Source organism: Streptomyces sp. NBC_01017, from assembly GCF_045162795.1.
GTDB lineage: Bacteria > Actinomycetota > Actinomycetes > Streptomycetales > Streptomycetaceae > Streptomyces > Streptomyces machairae.
Genome location: NZ_CP108683.1, coordinates 10,719,209 through 10,739,465 on the forward strand (window position 1 = coordinate 10,719,209; position 20,257 = coordinate 10,739,465).

Annotated in this window: 16 protein-coding genes and 3 pseudogenes; 6 read left to right on the forward strand and 13 right to left on the reverse strand. The window is 66.7% G+C overall.

Features of this window, described 5'->3' with window-relative positions; translation table 11 throughout:
* Positions 1–44: 44 nt before the first annotated feature.
* Positions 45–2,855 carry an AAA family ATPase gene (locus OG331_RS49065; protein ID WP_406191394.1) on the reverse strand — a complete coding sequence of 937 codons (2,811 nt, stop codon included), beginning with the start codon at positions 2,853–2,855 and terminating at the stop codon, positions 45–47.
* A 106-nt stretch (positions 2,856–2,961) separates the two neighbouring features.
* Between OG331_RS49065 and OG331_RS49070 the strand changes: the two genes are divergently transcribed.
* Complete coding sequence (locus OG331_RS49070) at positions 2,962–5,616, forward strand: ATP-binding protein (RefSeq protein WP_406191392.1); 2,655 nt, start codon at positions 2,962–2,964, stop codon at positions 5,614–5,616.
* Positions 5,617–6,064: 448 nt separating this feature from the next.
* Here the strand turns inward: OG331_RS49070 and OG331_RS49075 are convergent, their stop codons facing one another.
* From OG331_RS49075 to OG331_RS49090, 4 genes and pseudogenes are all read right to left on the reverse strand, one after another.
* Complete coding sequence (locus tag OG331_RS49075) at positions 6,065–6,595, reverse strand: PleD family two-component system response regulator (protein ID WP_406191390.1); 531 nt, start codon at positions 6,593–6,595, stop codon at positions 6,065–6,067.
* A gap of 905 nt (positions 6,596–7,500) precedes the next feature.
* Positions 7,501–7,641 (reverse strand): annotated as a pseudogene (locus OG331_RS49080) (DUF4158 domain-containing protein); the annotation flags it as partial.
* Positions 7,642–7,784: 143 nt separating this feature from the next.
* On the reverse strand, positions 7,785–8,261 hold the full coding sequence (locus OG331_RS49085; protein WP_406191388.1) for a hypothetical protein: 477 nt from the start codon (positions 8,259–8,261) through the stop codon (positions 7,785–7,787).
* 2 nt (positions 8,262–8,263) lie between these two features.
* Entirely contained in the window at positions 8,264–9,421 is a 1,158-nt protein-coding gene (locus tag OG331_RS49090; protein WP_406191386.1) for an RNA-guided endonuclease InsQ/TnpB family protein, read from the reverse strand.
* 25 nt (positions 9,422–9,446) lie between these two features.
* Between OG331_RS49090 and tnpA the strand changes: the two genes are divergently transcribed.
* The gene (tnpA, locus tag OG331_RS49095; protein WP_406191176.1) at positions 9,447–9,875 is read left to right on the forward strand and encodes an IS200/IS605 family transposase; all 429 of its coding nucleotides are present in this window, start codon (positions 9,447–9,449) and stop codon (positions 9,873–9,875) included.
* Between the two features lie 137 nt (positions 9,876–10,012).
* Here the strand turns inward: tnpA and OG331_RS49100 are convergent.
* Together OG331_RS49100 and OG331_RS49105 are read right to left on the reverse strand one after the other, a co-directional pair.
* Positions 10,013–10,129, reverse strand: a pseudogene (locus tag OG331_RS49100) (hypothetical protein); the annotation flags it as partial.
* A 95-nt stretch (positions 10,130–10,224) separates the two neighbouring features.
* A complete protein-coding gene (locus tag OG331_RS49105; protein ID WP_406191384.1) occupies positions 10,225–11,019 on the reverse strand; it encodes a hypothetical protein in 795 nt (264 codons plus the stop codon).
* A 294-nt stretch (positions 11,020–11,313) separates the two neighbouring features.
* Between OG331_RS49105 and OG331_RS49110 the strand changes: the two genes are divergently transcribed.
* From OG331_RS49110 to OG331_RS49120, 3 genes are all read left to right on the forward strand, one after another.
* Positions 11,314–11,658 (forward strand): group II intron maturase-specific domain-containing protein, encoded by a 345-nt coding sequence (locus OG331_RS49110; RefSeq protein WP_406191382.1) that lies wholly within the window; start codon positions 11,314–11,316, stop codon positions 11,656–11,658.
* A gap of 395 nt (positions 11,659–12,053) precedes the next feature.
* Positions 12,054–12,713, forward strand: coding sequence for an ANTAR domain-containing protein (locus OG331_RS49115; RefSeq protein WP_406191380.1), 660 nt, complete (start codon positions 12,054–12,056; stop codon positions 12,711–12,713).
* A 5-nt stretch (positions 12,714–12,718) separates the two neighbouring features.
* A complete protein-coding gene (locus OG331_RS49120; RefSeq protein ID WP_406191378.1) occupies positions 12,719–13,450 on the forward strand; it encodes an ANTAR domain-containing protein in 732 nt (243 codons plus the stop codon).
* Here the strand turns inward: OG331_RS49120 and OG331_RS49125 are convergent.
* A pseudogene (locus OG331_RS49125) lies at positions 13,410–14,219 on the reverse strand (transposase family protein). The gene OG331_RS49120 and the pseudogene OG331_RS49125 overlap by 41 nt on opposite strands.
* 464 nt (positions 14,220–14,683) lie before the next feature.
* Here OG331_RS49125 and OG331_RS49130 point away from each other — a divergent pair.
* A complete protein-coding gene (locus OG331_RS49130) occupies positions 14,684–15,334 on the forward strand; it encodes a hypothetical protein (RefSeq protein ID WP_406191376.1) in 651 nt (216 codons plus the stop codon).
* 623 nt (positions 15,335–15,957) lie between these two features.
* Here the strand turns inward: OG331_RS49130 and OG331_RS49135 are convergent.
* The 5 genes from OG331_RS49135 to OG331_RS49155 form a co-directional block, all read right to left on the reverse strand.
* On the reverse strand, positions 15,958–16,209 hold the full coding sequence (locus tag OG331_RS49135; protein ID WP_406191374.1) for a hypothetical protein: 252 nt from the start codon (positions 16,207–16,209) through the stop codon (positions 15,958–15,960).
* 75 nt (positions 16,210–16,284) lie between these two features.
* The gene (locus tag OG331_RS49140; protein WP_406191372.1) at positions 16,285–16,602 is read right to left on the reverse strand and encodes a WhiB family transcriptional regulator; all 318 of its coding nucleotides are present in this window, start codon (positions 16,600–16,602) and stop codon (positions 16,285–16,287) included.
* Between the two features lie 1,216 nt (positions 16,603–17,818).
* The gene (locus OG331_RS49145; RefSeq protein WP_406191370.1) at positions 17,819–18,592 is read right to left on the reverse strand and encodes a GNAT family N-acetyltransferase; all 774 of its coding nucleotides are present in this window, start codon (positions 18,590–18,592) and stop codon (positions 17,819–17,821) included.
* A gap of 286 nt (positions 18,593–18,878) precedes the next feature.
* The gene (locus OG331_RS49150) at positions 18,879–19,082 is read right to left on the reverse strand and encodes a cold-shock protein (RefSeq protein ID WP_406191368.1); all 204 of its coding nucleotides are present in this window, start codon (positions 19,080–19,082) and stop codon (positions 18,879–18,881) included.
* Between the two features lie 500 nt (positions 19,083–19,582).
* Positions 19,583–20,089, reverse strand: a complete 507-nt coding sequence (locus OG331_RS49155) for an ATP-binding protein (protein ID WP_406209663.1) — start codon at positions 20,087–20,089, stop codon at positions 19,583–19,585.
* Between the last annotated feature and the right edge of the window lie 168 nt (positions 20,090–20,257).

Sequence of the window (20,257 nt, forward strand, 5' to 3'; positions counted from 1 at the left end):
CCGGCGTCGGCGACGTGGCGGGCGAGTCGCCGGTTGCGGAGCATTCAACCGCCGCTGTTGACTTGGTGGTCAAGAGCCCTGCGCAGCTGGCGGCGGGACGTGAGGCCCAGTTTCTCGAAGATGTGGCCGAGGTGATACTCGACGGTCTTGGGGCTGACGTAGAGGTTTTGCGCGGTCTCTTTGTTCGTCATTCCCTCGGCCACCAGCCGGGCCACTGCACGTTCGCGTGCTGTGAGTGGCTCCAGCAGAGCGTCGACCGTTTCTTCTTCCGGCGGACGGGTTGCCTGTGAGCCGGCCGATTCCGTGGTGACGCGCTCGGTGAAGGGGGTTGCGCCGATCGTCAGGTATGTTTCCCGTGCTCTGTGGAAGCAGCGCTGAGCGGTGGCCGGGTCGGTGGGGAGCAGCAGGCGGGCGTAGGCGTGATTCAGTCGGGCTCGGTGGAAGGGAATCTCGTCGGTGTCGGCGGGCAGTGCCAGCCCGCTGCGATAGGCCATCGATGCTGTGTCGGAGTCGCCTTTGGCCATGGACAGGTCCCCGCTCAGCCAGCGGGCGCTCACCTTCAGGCCGGCGACGTCCTCGGCGATTGCTTCCAGGCGTCCAAGAGCTTCGGCCGCTTCGTCCAGGCGTCCGGTTCCGGTGTATGCCTCCACTTGGAGGGGCAGCCACCAGCTCTGCCAGCCGTTGCTGGGAGCGGGAAGATGCTTGAGAGCCTTGTCCATCGTGTGGGGGTCGCCCTGCGCCTGGCCGAGGATGACGCGAGCCAGCACCGGGTAGACCTGATCCAGCGGCAGCTGGGTGCGCTCGGCTGCCTGCTCGCTGGCCTGCAGTTGGTCGAGGGCGACCTCCCGCCTGCCTTGACTGGCCGCAGCCATCGAAGCGATTGCGTGACCGGCGGCGAAATCAAACAACTGTCCACTGGAGGTGGCCAGAGTGAGCGCATGCTGCGCGGTGAGGGAGGCGTCGTCCCAGACGCCGGTGAGGTACTGGAACGCGGCGAGAGTGAAGTACTCCGAGACCTGTATCTCCTGGACCTCTCCGACGCGCTGGCGGCGTACCAGTGTCTTGAGGTCCTCCATCCCCGCATGGAGCTCCTTTGCCATCTCGCGGAGGATGCCGCGCGGGTTCAGCAGCAGACTGGCCGCAAGTGCGGCGCGGGCGCTCTCCTCGCCGTCGGTAAAGGCTCGGCGGTCGGGGGCGGGCCGTGTCTCGGCGAGCGTGTCGGATGCGAGGATCATCAAGTGGCGCGCGTAGTTGACCGCACGCGGCTGGGGGAGGTCCAGCCCCGCAGCGCGGAGCACCAGGGGCAGGGCCTTCTCCCACTGGTGCTGGCGGGTGTAGATGGTGCCCAGCCAGACACAGGCCAGTTCCGCGATGTGCACCGGGCCCTGGGTGTCGGCTGCTCGGAGGGCTTCCGTCAGGCGCCACTGTGCTTCCTGAAGATCGCCTTGTGCGTAGGCGAGTCCGCCCAGGACACATGTGCGAGTGGGCGACTCGGTGCACGACCTGACGGCATCGGTCAGGTCGAAACACCGGAGGTAATCTCGTGCCAGGAGAAGGCGGATGGCGCCGGTGAGCAGTCGGCGTTCGTGGTCGTCCCGGCTGTCGGACAGCTCCGCGGCCCAGAGAATCAGCGTTGCCGAGCGGGAGAGCTGCCCCAGGGAGGCGAGGCGATCGGCCTCGGCGTCGAGTTCGACTGCCAGGGCGGGGGCCGTGTGGTCGGCGGCGGCCACACGATGCCGCCAGGCGGCGTTCGCATCCACCAGTGAGGCGGCCGCCGAGTGCAATGCCCGACGTCGGGGCGGGGAAACCGTCTGGTAGATGGCTTCCTGCTGGAGCGCATGCTTGATCCGTACGCGGGCGGGGACTTCTCGCGGCCACCACTGGACAAGCCCCGCCTCCAAAGCGGGCTCCAGCGCCTCAGCGGATGCCGGCACTCCTGCGACCTGGGCGGCGAGCGGCAGCGGGACGGTCTTGCCGAGAACCGCCAGTGCCTCGACGAGGCTGACGCTGTCGGGCTTGAGGCGGTCCACAGCGCGCCGTGTGGTCGAGGTCAGTGATTCAGGTGCCGCAAGAGGACGGTGCAGATCGGCGAGGTCGCCGGCCGGGATCGCGGCCAACAAAGAGCGAAGATACAACGGGTGCCCGCCGGTGTAGTCAACGAGCCGCTTGACGGCAGCGGGGCTGATCGAGTCCCTACCGGAGGCCGGCACCATCTGGCTGGTCTCCGCCTCGTCCATTCCCGTCAAAGACATCCGTACATAGTGATCAGTACTCGTTGCCGCCCGCTGCCACCACTGCCCGCTCTCCCCGCCGGGGAGAGCCTCAGAACCGGTACGGGCGGTCACAAGGACGAGGACCCGCTGCGTCCACAAACGCCGTTCCAGGAAACCGAGGACCACCCTCGAAGCAGTGTCCGACCACTGCACATCATCGACCGCGAGCACGAGCGGACGATGCGCCTGAGTCGTCGTGAGGATCCGGATCAGCTCCGCACCCACCTCGGCCGGTGCAACATCCCTGAAGGCTGCCTTCGCCAGCATCGCGGAACTGGTGAGCATCTGCGGCGGGAACCGGCGCACGAGCTGATCCACCACCCCGAACGCCAGATCCTGCTCCATCGGATCGCACGACGCCCACAGGACATCGAAATCATCGAGGCTGCTCATCAGACGCTGGACAAGCATGGTCTTACCCATGCCGGCTTCGCCCTCGATGACCACGGTCCATGACGCACCGCCGCGCACCTCGGACACGCATGCCTGCAGCTGCTCCAGCTGAGGCACGCGGCCGATGAAGCCGCCGGCCTCCGACGCCAGCAGCTCTCCGGCAACTGTGGAGACCTCTTCGCCCGCCATATCTCCGAATTATCCGCCCAGAGCACACCCGCGCGCGACGTCGTGTTATGGGTGACGGCGTCCGCGCTGCACTCGTCACTGCTACGCCGATGCGCATACTGGGGAGATGACCTCCGCCGAGGAGCTCTACGAAAGGACCGCGGAACTCGACGCGCTGCAGTCGGGCCTCGCCCGCGCACGGTCAGGCAGGGGCCAGGTCATCGTGGCGATGGGCCCCGCCGGGATCGGTAAGACCAGACTCCTCACCGAGGCCGGACGTATGGCGGCTGCGGACTGCGACGTGGCGGTGGCCCGAGCGGACAGCCTTCACCAGCACCTGCCCTTCGCCGTGATGCGCCAACTGCTTCAGCCCCTGGTCACGCAGCTCAGCGCCTCACAACGGCAGTGCAGGATGTCACCCGCAGCCAGCCGGGCGCTGCAGGACGTGACCGACTCGGCAGCACTGCCGCAAGCCGAGGAAGGAGTGACCGAGAGCCTGCTGGCGCTGACATTCGAGCTGTGCAAGGACAAGCCGCTGGTCTTCGTCGTCGACGACCTTCAGTGGGCGGATACCGCCTCAGTGAAGTTCCTGTTTCACCTACTGCCGTTGATCGAACGCCAACGCTGTTGCGTGATAGCGGCGCTCGACGACAACGACGAGGATGCGCCGGCCCTGCTGAACACGATCACCGCCGACCGGCGCTGTCACCTGCTGCGGCTGTCATCGCTCGGCCCGCAGACCATCGCCACCATCGTAGAAGCGTCCTCCGCCTGCTCCGGCTCGCCCCCGCCGGACCCCTCCTTCCTGCACACCTGCCACAGTGCCACCGCAGGCAATCCCCTTTTCCTCGGCGAACTGCTGCGCCTTCTGGCCCGGGAACAGGCTGCGCCCAGCGCCGACACGGTCGCCCGCCTGGCCCCCGTCAACGCACAGACAGTGCAGGACCGGGTGCGGACAGCGCTCGAGCAGCTGCCAAAGGACAGCGGCAGCCTCACCCGGGCGGCCGCAGTTCTCGGTCCGAGCCCCTCCCTGGCCCAGGCCGCCCGCCTGGCGGACATGCCGCTGGATGCTGCACAGCAGGCCATGGAGGAACTCCGGCGCGCCGACCGCATCCTGGACCCCACACCTGGTGGCGATGTCCGCTTCGTCCATCCGCTGGTGCATGCCGCCGTCTACGACGCCGTCCCGGCCGACGAGAGCAGCGCGGCACACGGACGCGCAGCCGCGCTTCTGCGTGCCGACGGGCAGCCGGAAGAGGCGGCCGTCCACCTTCTACGAACGCTGCCGGGCGGCGGCTTCGAGACCGTTCACCGGCTTCTCCAAGCCGCAGAGCTGGCCTGGGCCCGGGGCTCACCGGAAGCCGCCACGGTGTACCTGCGACGCTGCGTGGCTGAACCCCCGGATGAAGAGCAGCGCGCGTCCATCCTGTACGACCTAGGCCGCAGCTGCCTGCTAAACGATGCTGCAGCGGCGGCCGACGACCTGGACCAGGCGTACACAGCCGCCACGCACGCCCGGCCGCGCGCCGAGGCAGCACTGGCCCTGGGAGAAGCTCTGCTGATGCAACAGCGCAGCCAGGAGGCCATGGAGGTGTGGCAGCATGCGCTGGCTGAGGTGGCCGAGGACACCAGCTTGTTCCAGCAGATTCAGGCTTGTGTGCTGTCCCTGCCCCTATACGATCCCAGTCAGCCCACGCTGCGCCGTGCCACTCTGCGGCAGATCGCCGAGGTCCGCTCGCGTGCTACACGCTTCCCGCCGGGCGGAACGGCCCTGGACTGCGTGGTGGCCGGCCACGACGCAGTCCTTGGTGACCCGCGAGCAGTCAGCCGGGCCCTGCACGCGCTGCACGGACCGTCCTGCGACGAACTGGCCGACTTGCCCGGCGGCGAGGTCGCACTGGCCCTGGGCTGGCTGGTCCTCATCAGCGGCGACCAGGACGCAGTCCTCGCCAGCCTGGACCGAGCACTCGCTCATGCGCACCGGACAGAGTCACTGACCAGTGAGGCAATCACGCTGACCTATCGCGCCATGGCCGGTCTGGCCCACGGCAACCTGGCCCAAGCCGAGACCGACGCACAGCAGGCGGCTTCGGCAGCACAGGCAGCCTCCGCCTCACTGCTGCGGAACGTCCTGAGCCCTGTGTGGGCGGACACCCTGCTGGAAAGGGGCCTCCTCGAACAGGCCGAAACAGCCCTGGCCTGCGCCCAGGCAGAACCTGCCCCCGTGACAGACCTGACCTACCACGTGCAGTGCAGCCGGGCCCGATTGCTGCGCCTGGGCGGTCACACCGATCAGGCACTGGAAGCGGCCCTCGCAGCGGGCCAGTCCTTCACCGCGGCCGGAGGAACGAACCCGGCGCTGCTGCCGTGGATGTCGGAAGCGGCATGGTGCCTGCACGCGCTGGGCCGCACCGACGAGGCGCTGGACCTCGCCTACGAAGAACTACGACAGGCACGCAACTGGAGCGCACCACGTGCCTGGGGCCGGGCGTTGCGCACCCTGGGACTGCTGCAGACTTCTGCGGCAGACGGCCTGAAGTATCTCGATGCGGCTGTGCTCAGGCTCCAGCCCTCCCCGGCACGGCTGGAGTACGCCAAGGCCCTGGCAGACTACGCCGCCGCCCTGGCGGCCGCCGGACGGCAAACAGAAGCGTCCCAGGCCACCGCAGAAGCCCTCACCCTCGCGCAGCGCTGCGCCGCACCAGCGCTCACCGGGCAGATCCGCAGCGGCCGGCCGGCCGACCCGACGACCGAGCCTGTATGGGCTGCTGGTCAAGGATGAGACGATCTTGCTGTGGGTGGTGGGATGCCGGCGTTGGAGCCGTGCTGGACGTCCCCTTCGCCGAGCTGAGAGTGCAACGGTTCGGCAAGCTGATCACCGCGCTGCGGCGGCCGGATCGCCGGGGTGCAGCGACTGCTCGACGGCTTGGACTTCATGGCGTCTGTCGCCCTACCGATGTCCAGGCCGTGGATGGCGCTGGCGTCGCTGACGTGCGTCTTTCGTCCGTCTCCGGCTGGTGGCCTGCGACACCGTTCGAGACATCCGGATGAGAGGCATTGCACGGGGAAAGCCGATGATGATGCTCCCAATTCGGCAACCGTCGGCCAGGGTGCGGTGCAGCTGTGCCGGCAGGGACAGGGACCGAACAGGACATTCACAGGTGGTGAAGCCTGTCAGCAGTTCATGCTCGCAGGAGTGGGCCGCATCGAGGACACCTGCATCAGGAATCTCACGCCTGCGCGGCAGGCTGGATTTTCTGGATTTCCCGGGCGAGGCGGCCGAGTCCGTCGGTGCGGCCGGCGAGGTCCTTGAGCAGTAGTGGGTCCAAGGTGCCCTGCACCGCTGCCGGCAGGGCGTCAGCGAGCAGGTTGGCCCAGGATTCGTAGTCCTCGTCGAGTCGACGCAAGCGGCCTTTGAGGAGGAGGCCTTCAACGCGTGAGGTCAGCAAGAGCCCGTCCAGGGGTTTGGGCAGGTAGTCCACGGCACCCAGTTCCAGGCAGCGCACCACGCTGTCCATCTCGCCCAGAGAGGACATCATGACCACGGGGACGTCGCGCAGCTTGACGTCGTTTTTGATCACCTGGAGGGTTCCGTAGCCGTCGAGCTCCGGCATCAGAATGTCGAGCAGAACGAGATCGAACGTTTCTTCGCGGAGCATCTGGAGGGCGACGGAGCCGTTCTCGGCGGTGGCGGTCTGCAGGCCACTGACCTCGAGCCGGTAGGTGAGCATCATGCGGTTGGTGCGGTCGTCGTCGACCACGAGGATGTGTCCATTAGCGCTGCTCATTCCCCATTTCCTCCCTACGTTTCTCGAGGGCCGCGCGGGCGGCCTGGTATGCCGTGGTGATGCGGTCGACGAGTTCACACAGCGTGGTCGAGGGCGTGCCGGGTACAGTCCTCATGACTCTGCAACCAAGGCGAGCCCCATGCTCCGAACCAGTGCGTGCATGAATGCGACACCCACTCCGGGCGAGCCTGCCGGCCCCGACATGCTCAGCGCCTGCTGCAGGTCGATGACAGCCAGCATCGATTCCTCCCGAGAGAGGCCAGCCAAGGGGCGGACCGCTCCAGCCGTCGCAACACCGGCCGGACTTGATTTCGGTTGCTGCTCGTTCGTCGCACGGCTGGTGCCACCAGGCTCGGAGGCCAGTGCCACGGCCACTTCCTCGCGGGGCAGGAATGTCCCCGACGTCCTCTCAGCATACTGGTAGGCCCCGTCTCGGCCTTGGCATCGGCATTACCTGACCTGCGGCTGAGCGGTGCCCGCTGTCAGCACGGCGGCCGATCTCGTGCGGCGGGTCACGGTGGGCAGGAGCGACAGCCGGTGCGGGGCGTGTGAGGCATGTACGTGCCGCTTGATATCGGCTCTGAGGCGGGCACATCATCAATGCCAAGTGGGGTGGAAGCGGGTCCGATGGTGTCCGCTGCGGACACCAGAGCCGTACCCCCTCCGACAGCTTGGCCCGCTCGGCGAGCACGTCGCGCAGCTTGATCCGGGCGCGTGACTCCGAACACCGACAGAGTCTGATCGAACAGCTGCACCACGGAGTCGAGGGCATCGACCGCGGACTGCGCGAGCAGCGTCAGCAGGATCGGGTGGCGCCGGTTGACCTCTTCAACAACGAGACCACACCCGACCGGATCACCTTCGCCGACCGCAGGTACTCACCCCAGCCGGAACAGCAGACTCGGCGAGTTGTGCTCCATGGCGCGGGCCAGCAGGAACTCGTCCAGCTCCTTCAACTCCAGCGCCTTCGCCGGCTTCCACCCCAGATAGTCGGCGATCTCCCGCAGATGATCGGCGCGGGTGCCGTAGCGCCCAGCACGTTCTGGGCCTGGCCAAAATCATGTCGGCAAGTTGCGAGTTCCGCTCAATACACTCGGGCAGCTCGGTCCGTTCAGGCGGCTTGGACGGCATTCCGGAAATGAGAAGCGCTGGACATGGAGTATCAACCGGTGCAGGCCGCGACCGTCTGCTGCCTGGCTCCCTTTTCCGCGGGCAGGCCATCGACGCGCCTGACCCGCGCTGAACACGCTGCAATGATCGCGGGTGTCACCTCGGTGAGGACTTTCGTGCCGGGCGCTGTGTTCACCTCGCAGATCGTAAAGGCACCGCTGGACTCGAAAAGCAGGTCGACGCCGGCGATCTCGGCTCCCACCGTAGCCGCAGCACGGCAGGCCAACTGCTCCGCCTCCAGATAGCGTCCCAGGCAGGGTTCGGCCGTGCCGCCCAGAGCCGGGTTGGACTTGAAGCCCTTGATGCTGGTGCGTACCTCTGCGCCGACCGCGTGCCCGTCGACCACGACCACACGCAGGTCACTTCCGGTTCGGAAGGAGTGGTACCGGTCAACTTGACCCGGGCCTAAAGGACCGGGCTTGGAGGTAGCGCCCAACTGGCTGCTGGGTCGGCTCCTCCGTCCGGACACCCTTACTGGGTGGCAGGGACGCGTGACTCACGCCCCGCATTCCACACGCTCTCGCCACCTGCGGCGATGTTGTGGGAAGCGTTCCGGTCGGCGTGGGCAACGACCCCGCACCCCCGGCAGATGAAAAGCCCCTGGTCGACACGGTTGCGCTTGTCGACGTGGCCGCACTCGGCGCACGTCTGCGACGTGTACGCGGGATCGACGAAGACCAGGGGCACCCCGGCCCGCCTGGCCTTGTAGACGATGAAGTCTCCGAGCTGGGCGAAGGCCCAGGAATGGAGTGCGACCCGTTGGGGCTTGCGGAGCCGTACCCTCTGCCGGATTCCCTTGAGTTCTTCCAGGCAGAGTCCGGCAAAGGTGCGTTCAGCCTCGGTCACGATCGTCTTCGCGATGATGTGGTTGGTGTTCCTGACGTGCCGCTGTTCACGGCGAGAACGCTCCTTGAGCCTGCGCTTGGCGGACTTGGTGCGCTTGGCCTGGAGCTTGGCCCGCAGGGCAAGTTGACGCTTGCGGTACCGATTCAGGCCGCGCCCGGCGGCCATGTAGCCGGTGGACGTGGTGGCGACGTTGACGATGCCGAGATCCACGCCGATGAAGCCGCCCGGCTCATAGGTCTCCGCTTCGACAACGTCGCACGTGGCGATCAGATAGAAGTCGCCGTCACGTTCGATCAGATCCGCCTCGCCCTTGCGGTACTCGCGCAGTGTCCTGAGCGCGTCGGTGGAGCAGGCGAAGCGGACGTTCCTGATGCGTCCGGCGGTGGTCCAGATGGACACGGTCTGTGCGTCGTACTGCCATGACAGGCAGCGATCGTCATACGGCTGCGCGGCACTGGGACGGAACGTGATCGGCTTCGAGACGGCCTTGGTCCGGCGCTTCGACTTCGGCTTGCCCAGGTTTCCGGCGCGCATGTTGGCATGCAGCGTCGTGTACGCGTCGCGCACCTTCTTGATCACGTGCTGCGCTGCCTGCGCTCCGAGCCCTTCGGCCTTGAGGTGCGCGTAGGTGTGCTTGCGCAGTTCGTACTCACGCGGCACACCGTTGGCGAACGCCACCTCGGACACCCAGCACGCCGGCTCATTGACCGTACGCAGCGTGGAGCGCAGCGCGGCGGCCTGGTCGGCCTCCGGCATCAGCTTCACCTGCGTCACGATCTTCATGCGCTCATCGTACTACAGTTGATCTATGTCACCACGCTGGGAGCCAAACCCCAATATTCGCAGGGGTCGTACGGTCGTCCACACCCTCCACACCCATTTGGTCTTCACACCCAAGTACCGGCGCGGACCGTTCACCGACGAGATCCTCACGCGCTGCGAAGAGATCATGCGGGCCGTGTGCGCGGACTTCGAAACCGAGTTGGTGGAGTTCAACGGCGAACGCGATCACGTACACCTGCTGGTGCACTACCCGCCCAAGGTCGCCGTCTCCCGGCTGGTCGGCTCCCTCAAAGGCGTGTCCGCCCGCAGGCTGCGCCAGGAGTTCCCCGGCCACATTCGCACGTACCTGTGGGGTGATCACTTCTGGTCCCCGTCCTACTTCGCAGCATCCTGCGGCGGAGCGCCGTTGGCGATCATCAAGGAGTACATCGAGAACCAGAAGCGTCCCGACTGAGGTCAACAGCGCAGACCCGTGCGCCTGTGCGGGTCACACCTATCTTGAGAAGCGATTCCTCCCGGGCGTGAACCTAAAGGAGGGCGGTTTCCGCCTGCCGCGCCGTTGTCGGGTGCGGCTTCGAGTGGGTTCCTGCTTCATCGCGCTGCGCCGGGAGGAGTCCCGGTCTTATCTGCGCTTCCACGGGCTGCGACGGCCAGTCCGGCCGCCTTGGCGACGTTGACCGCCGCGTTGATGTCTCGGTCCAGGACGGTCCCGCACGCTCCGCACGTCCACTCTCGGTCATCAGGAAGCCGGTCTCGTCACCGACGGACACGGCGCGGGTCTGCCGAGGGACACCCTCTTCGTGTCAGGGCGCGGTCCAGAACTGAGCCAGGATGCCCTCCTTGAATACGGCCGGGCTGACGCTGAGGTCGCCGGAGAACGGCAGGTCGAGGACCAGCACCAGCAGAACGCTGAGGCTGAGGAGCGCGGAGACCGAGCCCACGAAGATCGTTTCAAGGCGGCGATCCTCCCGGCCGTACATGAACGTCAGCGGAAGAATCACCAGCGCGCCGCCGAACACCAGCGTTTGCAGCAGAGCCGGCAGATCCTGGCCGCTCGCGGCGATCCGATCCCGTCGATGGTCGACCACATTGTCGAGACTGTTGACGGCATGTTCCAGGAAGATCTGCTGGCGGCTGTCAGTCGGCGCGAACGACCGCAGTGCCTCATAGATGCCGTCGACTTCTGATGCAGTGTGGTCGTGGCCGGCGTGTCCCTCGCGCATCACCGGCCACTGCTTCTCGACCACAGTATGGACGTACCGCCCGACTGCCGTGTTGATCCTGTCCCGAGGGCCGGGTGGCAGGGCCTGTGCATCGCGGACGATCTGCGCGACCGCGGTCGCCTCGCCGGCCACCACGGTCTCCGCGTCCTGCATCTGTGTCCAGAGGTTGACGATCACGAAGGCCAGAATCACACCGTAGATCGCGCCGAACACGGACAGCAGCAGGGCAACCATCTCGTTGTGGGCGCCACCAGAAGTACTCGGGAACCAGCGACGGCAGAGCTTGTCGCCCAGCAGCGACAACACCACAATGCCGCCCACCACCAGCACGGCCAGCACAGCAGTCGACAAGTGGTCCAACAACCAGACTTCCATCCCGGGAGCATAGGAACCCGCTGCTCCCTGAGCGGATGCAGTTTTGAAGCTCTCCCCCCACCTGACCCGCCTCAGCCAGCGAGGGCGACAGCGGTTATGGAGGTCTCTGTGGAGGAAAAGGCACGCACCCACTGCGGATGATGTGCCGCGTCGCGAGCACACCTCGGCCGAGCAGGAACTTGACGTTCTCGCCACTCGGGCGAGAGGCCGGACAGCACGGACGCAAGCTCATCTCATCGGGGCAGGAGCTGTACCCGCTCCGCCGCACAGGAGGCGTGGGGACGTACAGTCACGATGCCGACGTACAACCTCGGCCGCTACGGCGGCCGGCTCCAGGATGCCAACCGGCGTGCCTCGTACGAGCACACCGAGTTCACGTTCCTGGGACTCACCTTCCGCACCCGCTCCGCGGTCCGCAGAGACGGCCAGATGTTCCGGGCATTCCTCCCCGCCATCAACGGGGAAGCTCTGCGCAGGATCAGTTCCGAGGTGCGGTCCTGGCGGCTGCACCACCGCACCAACCTGACCGAAGCGGACCTCGCACGGTTCATCAACCCGATCATTCGCGGGTGGCGTACTACGGGGCCTTCTACCAGAAGGCCCTCCATCCCCTTCTGGAACGCGTCAACGCCTACGTGATGCGGTGGATGCGCAAGAAGTTCAAACGGCTGCGGGGCAGGAAGGGAGCGCAGACGGCGTGGAACCAGGCCGTCGCACGACGCCCCCGGTTCTTCGCTCCCACTGAGCCTGAACCACACGCGCCCCCGCGGCTGGTGACCAGAACGACAAGAGCTGTATGACGAGAGATCGTCACGTACGGATCTGTGAGAGCCGAGGAGTGAGAATCCCCTCGGCTACTCGGCGGGCTAGGGTGGGTTAGGTGGCCAATCAGGCGGCCAGGGGCCCACCGATCGAAAGGGCAACGTGGCAGCCAACTCGGTCATGACAGTCTATTTGCGCGGTGGTCGGCGATGATGAGCGACCGGATGGCTGGGCTGCAGCAGAGCCTGTCTACAGGCTCCTGGATCGACGCTGTGACCGAGAGCGCTGCGATCTTGGGCGTCGACGGTCTGGCGGTGTCCATCCTGGACCAGAACCAGGTCAACGAGGTCCTGTGGCACTCAGGCGATCTCAGCAGCACCTTCGAGGACCTGCAGTTCACCGTCGGACAGGGGCCTGGCACCGATGCGGCCAGCACCGGTGAAATCGTCCTGGTCGCGGACCTGGAGGCCACGCCGCTTGAGCGATGGTCCGCCCTGGTCTCCGAGGCATCTGCGCTATCACTGGTGCGAGCGGTCTTCGCCTTTCCGCTGGGAATCGGAGCTGTCAGGCTGGGCGTGCTCACAGCTGTGCGCCGTACCCCGGGTCCGTTGAGCGAGCAGCAGGCCGACGACGCCGTGGTCCTGGCCGCCGGCTTGACCGCGCGGTTCCTAAACGGCAGCGCCCCACACTCCATGGGTGCCGCCCTCTTGCGGCCCATGGACGGCCTGCACAGCGCGGTGGTCCACCAAGCCACCGGCATGCTCAGTGTCCAGCTCAGCCTGCCCCTGCCACAGGCCATGGCGCGGCTGCGCGCCCACGTCTACATCACTGGCCGCCCCCTGACCGAGGTAGCCCAGGCCATCGTCGCGCGGCGGCTGCGTCTGGACGACAACGGGGACGGCCGAACCCTCCCCACCACAGACAAGGACTGATCGCCATGGCCATGACTCGCGAGCAGCACGTGACCGAGGTTTTCGTGGAGGTTGCGGATTCCCTGACCGGCGAGTTCGACGTCATCGAGCTCCTGCACCGGCTGTCGGTGCACAGCGTGGAACTCCTCAACGTCTCGGCGGCCGGCGTCCTGCTGGCCGACGCGCACGACGAACTGCAGCTGATCGCCGCCTCAGACGAGCACACCCGCATCCTGGAAGTATTTGCCCTGCAGCACTCCCAGGGCCCCTGTGTCGAGTGCTACACCACCGGACGGCAGCGCACCAACATCAACCTCCGCAGCCCCCAAGCGACCGAGACCTGGCCGCTCTTTACCGCCAGCGCCCGCCGGATCGGCTTCGAGGTCACCCACGCCATCCCGCTCCGGCTGCACCATCGGGTCATCGGCGCCCTGAACCTGTTCCAGACTCAGACGGGTTCCATCAGCCCGGAGGACGTCATCCTCGCTCAGGCGATGGCCGACATCGCCACCATCACCATCGTGCGGCAGCGTACCTTGGAGCAAAGCCAGCTTGAACGCGTACAACTGCAGCAAGCGTTGAACAGCCGTGTCGTGCTGGAGCAGGTCAAGGGCGTACTCGCAGAGCGCTGGCAGTGCTCGGTAGACGAGGTCTTTACCGCTCTGCGCAGCTACGCCCGGGCGCAGCGCCTGCTCCTGGTCGAGCTCGGCCGCCAGATCATCGCCGGAGAGATCGACACCGACCATATCCCACATTGAGTCGGCCGCTCTTTTCATTCTGAATTTCGCATGTCATGGGGGTGCGAATGGCCTGGACGGTGTGGCTTATGCGCCGGGTCGAGCAGCGTGCCTTGCGCAGGATCCGCCAGGACTACAGCCCGGCAAAGGGCCCATTCGCCCTGGAACCCTAGCCCGGCATGATCATGATTGAACTGCTGGAAACCAGTAAGGCCGTACAGCGTACGGAATGCGGCGCCGGCACCCTGGTAGGCCCAATCGGCTGGCACTTGGATCTGGCGGGTGAGGCAGGCCGGGACGATACCGCGAGCACGGGCCGCGAACAGATCATGAGAGCGGCCGGACATTGCTTGGGACAACCACAGGGGTGGGCCGTTCGGCGCCGCGATGACCTGCACGTTCATGCCGTTGCTCGTCTGCCTTGATGCGGCCGGTGGGATCAGGGTGCCGTCGACGAAGTCGCCGTCGCCCGGACACACCAGAGCCTCGTGCCGGCCCGGCGCCCAGGAAGCAAGAACCTCGAGGGTTTCGTTCACGTACCGCCAGGCCGTCACCTCCGACACCCCGAACCCGGCACCGACCTGCCGACAGTCTCGTTCTGCGCACGTGGGCCAGCACCAGGGCCCGCTTGAAGCAACCGAGCTTCCACCATCGCGAGTTGACTTCACGCCTGCGGGTGTAGATAAGCCAGAAAACATGCTCCACCAGCTCGTGCCGGACGTCCAGCACGGCAGGAAACGAAGACCAACAGGGCCCCTACGGTCGCATGTGCAATGAGTGGTATCACCACGCCAACAACGAGACTCGGCATCACCCAGCTGACCAGGACGTTTCACCCTCACCGGACAGGATGAAAGAGGTTTATAGGTCGGGTTTTCTGATCACGAACAAAGCGTAGTACCGTTAAAGAACCAGACGTCCCGGCCCCCGACGTCGCGGACATACCGGCCCCGGTCGGCATGCAGTCGGGAGTAACGGTGAACCCATTTCTTCTCAGCGCGCGTCTCTCACCGCGACGAGGCCCAGGGCAGCCGTCGCCACCACGGCCACTGCTCGCGCCACGTACTGCAAGCCACAGACCATGACCAGGTGGTCACGAACGGCCGGCTCCGGTCCCTGGTCCCGCATCCGCACCGACCCAAGACGTGGCGTAGCCCGGCGGCGGGTGTTGCTGATGCCGTGCCCGCACGCGGTCGCACACGACCAATGGATCATCGGCGCAACACCCCCTGCTGCAGGATTTCGAGGACGAACATGAGGTCACTGCCGCACCGTGAGCCCACCACAACAGAGCGGGACAAGCTGATCGGCGATGCCCATGGTCTCGCCGAGGAGCTGGGCCGCCGACTTGCCGAAGGCCTCAGAAGCAGTAGCTGGAGTAAGGAACGCATGATGGCGGACCCCTCAAGTCCGCTGGCCTATCTTGAGGCGCTGGGTGAGCTTGCCGGCGCGGTGGAATGCTTGGCCGACAACGCGGCCAGCGACGCCCGCTGCGATGGCGCAAGCTATGAGGAGCTGGCCCAGGCATGGGGGACCACCCATGCCGAAGCGGAGCGCAAATGGGGCACACCCATGGCTTCCGAGTTCCTAACCGACCCCGACCCGCTCGCCGCGAAGAACTACCGGCTCGTGCAGGCGCTGGCCAACATGGCGACCATCAGCGGCCAGCAGCGAGCCCTGGAGCGCGGCCGAGTCGAACGGGACCGACTCCAGAACGAATTGAACAGCCACATCGTCATGGAACAGGCCATGGGCATCCTCGCGGAACGCTGGCACGTCTCTGTTGACGACGCGCTCGTCGCATTCGGCGCCTCCACCTGCGACGACAGCCGCCGACTTGCCCGCGAGATCGTCGACGGCGCCGCGCGTGGAGGAAGCGTTGCCCAGCGACTGCCCGAGGGGTGACCCGACCGGGGCCAGGGAAACGTCAGGGGGCTAGCAGCTGTTGAGCTCGCCCGCCACGTCGCCGATGCCTGGTTCGGAGAAATCCGCCGCCAAGATCACGCGGTGTTCCGGGCCCGTTGCTCAGAGTCTCAGTGACTCTCGGCTTTCCAGACGTTTCCGTCTGGAAGGTCCGTGTCGGTGTCACCCTTGCGTGGGTTGTGCTTCGGTGTCCTGACGACGGTCTCCCGTTTCCTTTTGCCGCTGGTGCGGCAGGCTCGCGCCACCTGCCCGCCCGCCCCGGCCGGTATTTTGGCCGGGGTGTTGGCGACGGGTCTCACGGTCGGCTCCACGGGGCTTCGACACGCGGGGCGTGTCCTGGTCTCCGACCGCGACACCGGGCCGGTCGACGCGGGTGATCTCCCGGGCCGTCTCCACGTTCGTGCCGGACGGTCGCGGACAGGATGCGGGCTGTGCCCGCTCGGATGCGGGGCAACAGCTTGACGGTGGGTTCGTGGGTGCGGATGGTGCCCAGCCGGGGCAGCGTGACATGCCGGCCGTCCGACTCGACACGGAGCGTGCCGGTGGTGAACCGGCACGCAAGGCGCGCCTTGCGCTTCGACTTGAACCGGGGCATCCCGAGTCGTTTACCCCTTGCGCCTGCCCTGCTTGGACCTCGCGTAGCTGTCGAACGCCGCGGCAGCATTCGCCAGCCCAGTGTTGTAGGCCTCTTTCGAGTTCTCCCGCCACCAGCCGGCGAACCTGGGGTCGATGGACTTGGCCCGGTTGAACTCCTTGCGCAGCGCGGGCAGCGACCACGGCCGCCACGGCGTCAACTCCTCATCCCCGATGCGGTAGGAAGCTTCCGCCTTGCGCTGCCACCACGAGGCGATCGCCATCAGGCACCGATCCCCACTCGGCGAACCGCACACCGTCACGGCACAAGACAACAGAGACCGAGAGGCACTGATGGATTACTCAACAGCTGCCAGCCCCTGACGGGCGATGCGGCGCTTGATGGCGCGGCGTTCCTCCTCGGACCGGCCGCCCCAGACACCGTGGTGCTGGTTGGACTCGAGCGCCCATCGGAGGCACTGCACGATGACGGGGCAGCGCCGGCAGAAGGTCTTGGCCTCATCGATCTGCAGCAGTGCAAGCCCGGTGTTACCGATGGGGAAGAAGAGATCGGGGTCTATGCCGGTGCATACCGCGTTGCGTCGCCAGTCGCCGCCGGCCTCATTGGCAGGCGCGTAGGCGGTGGAGGGACTGAGGAGGTCGTCGATGCCTGGCATAGGTTCTCCCATTGTGATCGCAGCGCGCAACCGCTGCCGTTCGAGAGCGGCGCGGCGCCGGCTCACAGCACGTCCTTGATGATGAGCGCCCGCTGAGCGCACCGGCGGTGCAGCAGGGCGCGTACTCGTCCCCCGCGATGCTGTAGATCGTGCCCACGGCCCACGGGTCGATCTCCTGGTCGACGAACTGGCGTCCGGGTGGGCCATGGCGACGCGTCCCTATTCGGCCTGCCTCTGCCCGGGCGTACCTGCCGTCACTAGATCTAACCGAGGATGGCGGACACGCGGTGTCCGGATGACCGGGCGATACCAGCCCACCACCTCCGCCTGTACTTTGCGCGTCACGCCTCGATGCCGATATCAGCGTCGGCGACCAGGCCGCACGGCCACTCAGCCGGCCATTCATCGCCTCTTCTCCTTGCCGACAATCCTGTCGATTTGGATGGCGTCCCGTCAGGTGGTGTAGGGGATCAAGGCGCTGGAATCCGCAGGCCAGGGACGGCGGCTCGGCCTGAACGGGCGCCCAACTCGCCCTACCAGGAGGCTTCGTGGAATGCCACCTCCGCACAGATCTCCCTGGACCTCGAACCCGGAACGCCCAGCGCTTGATCCCCTATACCACGTCGCGGGACACGACCTCGATTTGACTATTCTGTTGCTCTTCCGTCCGAGCTGTGTTGTCGGTGCCTGAAGAGGCAACGACGGTGCCTTTCCAGGCACCGACCGTGGGAAGGGCAGGGAGCCACTGGTTGTCAGGTTCGGTGGAATCTCTTCAGCAGCAGCGGCCGGCGAACGTCGTCGACCGCCGTCCTGTCTAGGTGGTGGACCATCCACACAAAAGAGCTGATCACTCGGCCCCTGGGGGATGCCCGTGAGATCTGCGGAGCCACCGGTGATGTCCGGGTGCATCACATCCGGCCCTCGCCCATGCCAGATGGCCGCTGTCCGACTGGACGCGCGTCATGCTGGACGGGCGCCGCACGATCGTCGTGGCTTGCGACGCCTGTCATGACCGCATCCGTAAGGCTCAAGCGGCCAGATCATTCACGCGCGCGTGATCACGGGGGAGCCGGATGACCGTACTGGCCCTGTCGGGCCCCGGCGCTGCACCTGTCACACATGCGGCGGAACTGGGCCACGGCCGAAGTGCCGAGCTGGTCGAGCGGGGGAAGGCCACTGCCCGTGTCAGCGTGGGGGAGCGGCAGCCCGGTTCCCCTCAGGGGCGGCGGTGGTGGATAGTCAGGGTGTCGACGGCGGCGAAGCCCGCGTGGGTGAGGAGGCGGGCGCTGGCGTGGTCGTCTTCGTCTGTGTGAGCGATGAGACTGGTGGCTCCGCGCAGGTGGGCGATTTGCAGACACTGGGCGAGCAGGTTGGAGCCGATGCCGCGGTGGCGGTACCCGGCGCGGACAGCCAGGTACCGCAACAGCCAATGACCGTCGTCGCTGCTGTGCAGGACGGCGGTGGCCAAGGGGCTGCCGTCCGTTTCGAGCAGGGTGAGCTGCACGCCGGGCGGGTCGGTGAGAGGGCGCACCTCGGCGAGGGGGAAGTGTGACTGGGCTGGCGTGGGCGTGAGCGGGTGGTGGAGGTAGAGGCGGCTGGTGGCGGGCGTGAAGCCGGCCGCGCGCAGGGCACGGGTGGTGGCCGCATGGTGGTGCTCGGCGATGCCTGGCAGAGCATGGGTAGCTACTTCGGGGGGTTGGGTGGGCCCGGTGCCGCCGTACAGCATCCGTACGGGGCCTAGGCGAGCGCGTGCCGCAGCGATCAGCACGGCCACTGCCTCGAAGTTTTCCTGGGCGTGCAGCCAGCCGATTAGTCCTGCGTGGTCGTGGCTGCGGAGCGCGACGTGGACTGCTCCATGGATCTGGCCGGCGCCGTCGGTCAGGACCAGGGTGGCCGTTTCTGCCAGGCCGTTGCGGGCCGGGCCCGATACCAGAAGCGGGTCGGGTGCGGGCTGGCCGGGCAGGCGGTCAGCTGCAATCAGGGCGAGCACGGAAGGTTGATCCGCTGTTTCCATCGCCCGTACACGCATACCGCCCGCCAGCTGAACCCCTGCTGTCTGCACCGGTTTTCTCCCTCAGGACGCCGATCATGCGGCACTCTATGCCCAGAAAGGCCATTTCACCTTGCGTCGCTATGCGCACGTACGAGGGAACCGCTGCTCATGCCCGCAGCACACCAGGCTTGACACCCTTGACCTGAAATCTTGGACCACTGACGTTGCTGGCGTGGGGTGCAGGTGACGGCGAGGGGCTTTGGAGTCGGTGCGGTGTCGGTGTTCATTCGGGTGTGACGTTCTCGGCCTCTGGCCCTTTGTGGCTCTGGATGACGTCGAAGGTGACCTTCTGGCCCTCGTGCAGTTGCCGGTAGCCGGGGCCGGTGATGCCTGTGTGGTGGACGAACAGGTCGGGCCCGCCGCTGTTCTGCAGGATGAACCCGAAGCCTTTTTCCGCGTTGAACCACTTCACCGTGCCGGTGGGCATTTACGTTCTCCTCCCGTCGATGGTCAACCAGCACGCACTGTGCCACGGAACCTGCTCACTCGGCGCCAGGTGCCGGCGCTGTGTCGTGCTGCACCGGCTAGTCCGTGCAGGCGCGCGGCTGCGTTCTGGTTGCAGGGGCCAGCGGAAACTGTCTATCGGAGCGGGGTGCCGGAGGCTGCCGCCGCCCCGCTTGAAGGCCCCCGCCCTGGGGTTCTCGGCGCCGCGGGCCCGCAGTGACAGTGGAGGGGTTCGGGCGCGGGGCCAAAGCCTGATGAGGTACCGCGACCCGAGGACGGATCCTGTTCGGTGTGATGTCGAAAGTGTGATCGGCGCGGTCAAATCCGGAGGGCCCCCGACTGTGGGCCGGTGCAGTCGGGGGCCCCTCGCACACGGAACCGTCACGGGAGACGTGCACGTGTGTCTGCTGGTACAACGCAACCGCCTCCACCAGGTCACGCACCAGCGCCTGACCCACATCAGACAATGACGATCTGACTGTTTTAGGTGGTGTGGAGTCGGGCCCAGTGGGTGGTGGCGGTGCCGTTGGTGAGGTGGTGGGTGCCGTGGGCGTCGGCGAGGGTGTCGATGATGCTCAGTCCGCGGCCGTGTTCGGCGTCGGTGCGGGGGGAGGTCCAGGAAGCTTCGTCGGGGGCGGGTCCGCCGTCGGTGACGCCGACCCAGACGCGGTTGCCGGTGGTCTCGCGGTGCAGGTGGAGCATCACTGGGGGTTGGGCGTGCTCGATGGCGTTGGTGACGAGTTCGGAGACCACGAGCACGACGGCCTCGGCGGCGTCGTTGCGGCTGTTGCCCAGGAATTGCTGGGTGAGGTGGCGGGCGTGGCTGACGGACTGGGGGGTGTGGTCGAGGTCGCGGGTGACGGGCGTGGCCCGCTGGTCGGGGCAGAGGCTTTCGGTGGACGCGGTGCGGGCGGGGTGGTCGCCGGCCCGGGTGTGCCGGGGGGCGCCTGCCGTCTCGGGGCGGGTGCTGTCGAGGTCGGTGACATACATCGCGTTCACTTCCGGGGAGCCTGTGGTGTGGTTCGTCTGACCGGATCACTGACTCCATACAAGAACATGCGCATATACCACACATCAGGGAAACTCCCTAGGCTTGACACGGCCCTGAATCCCTAGGGGGGCGGCAGACACCGGACAGCACAACCCAGCAGGGCGGAC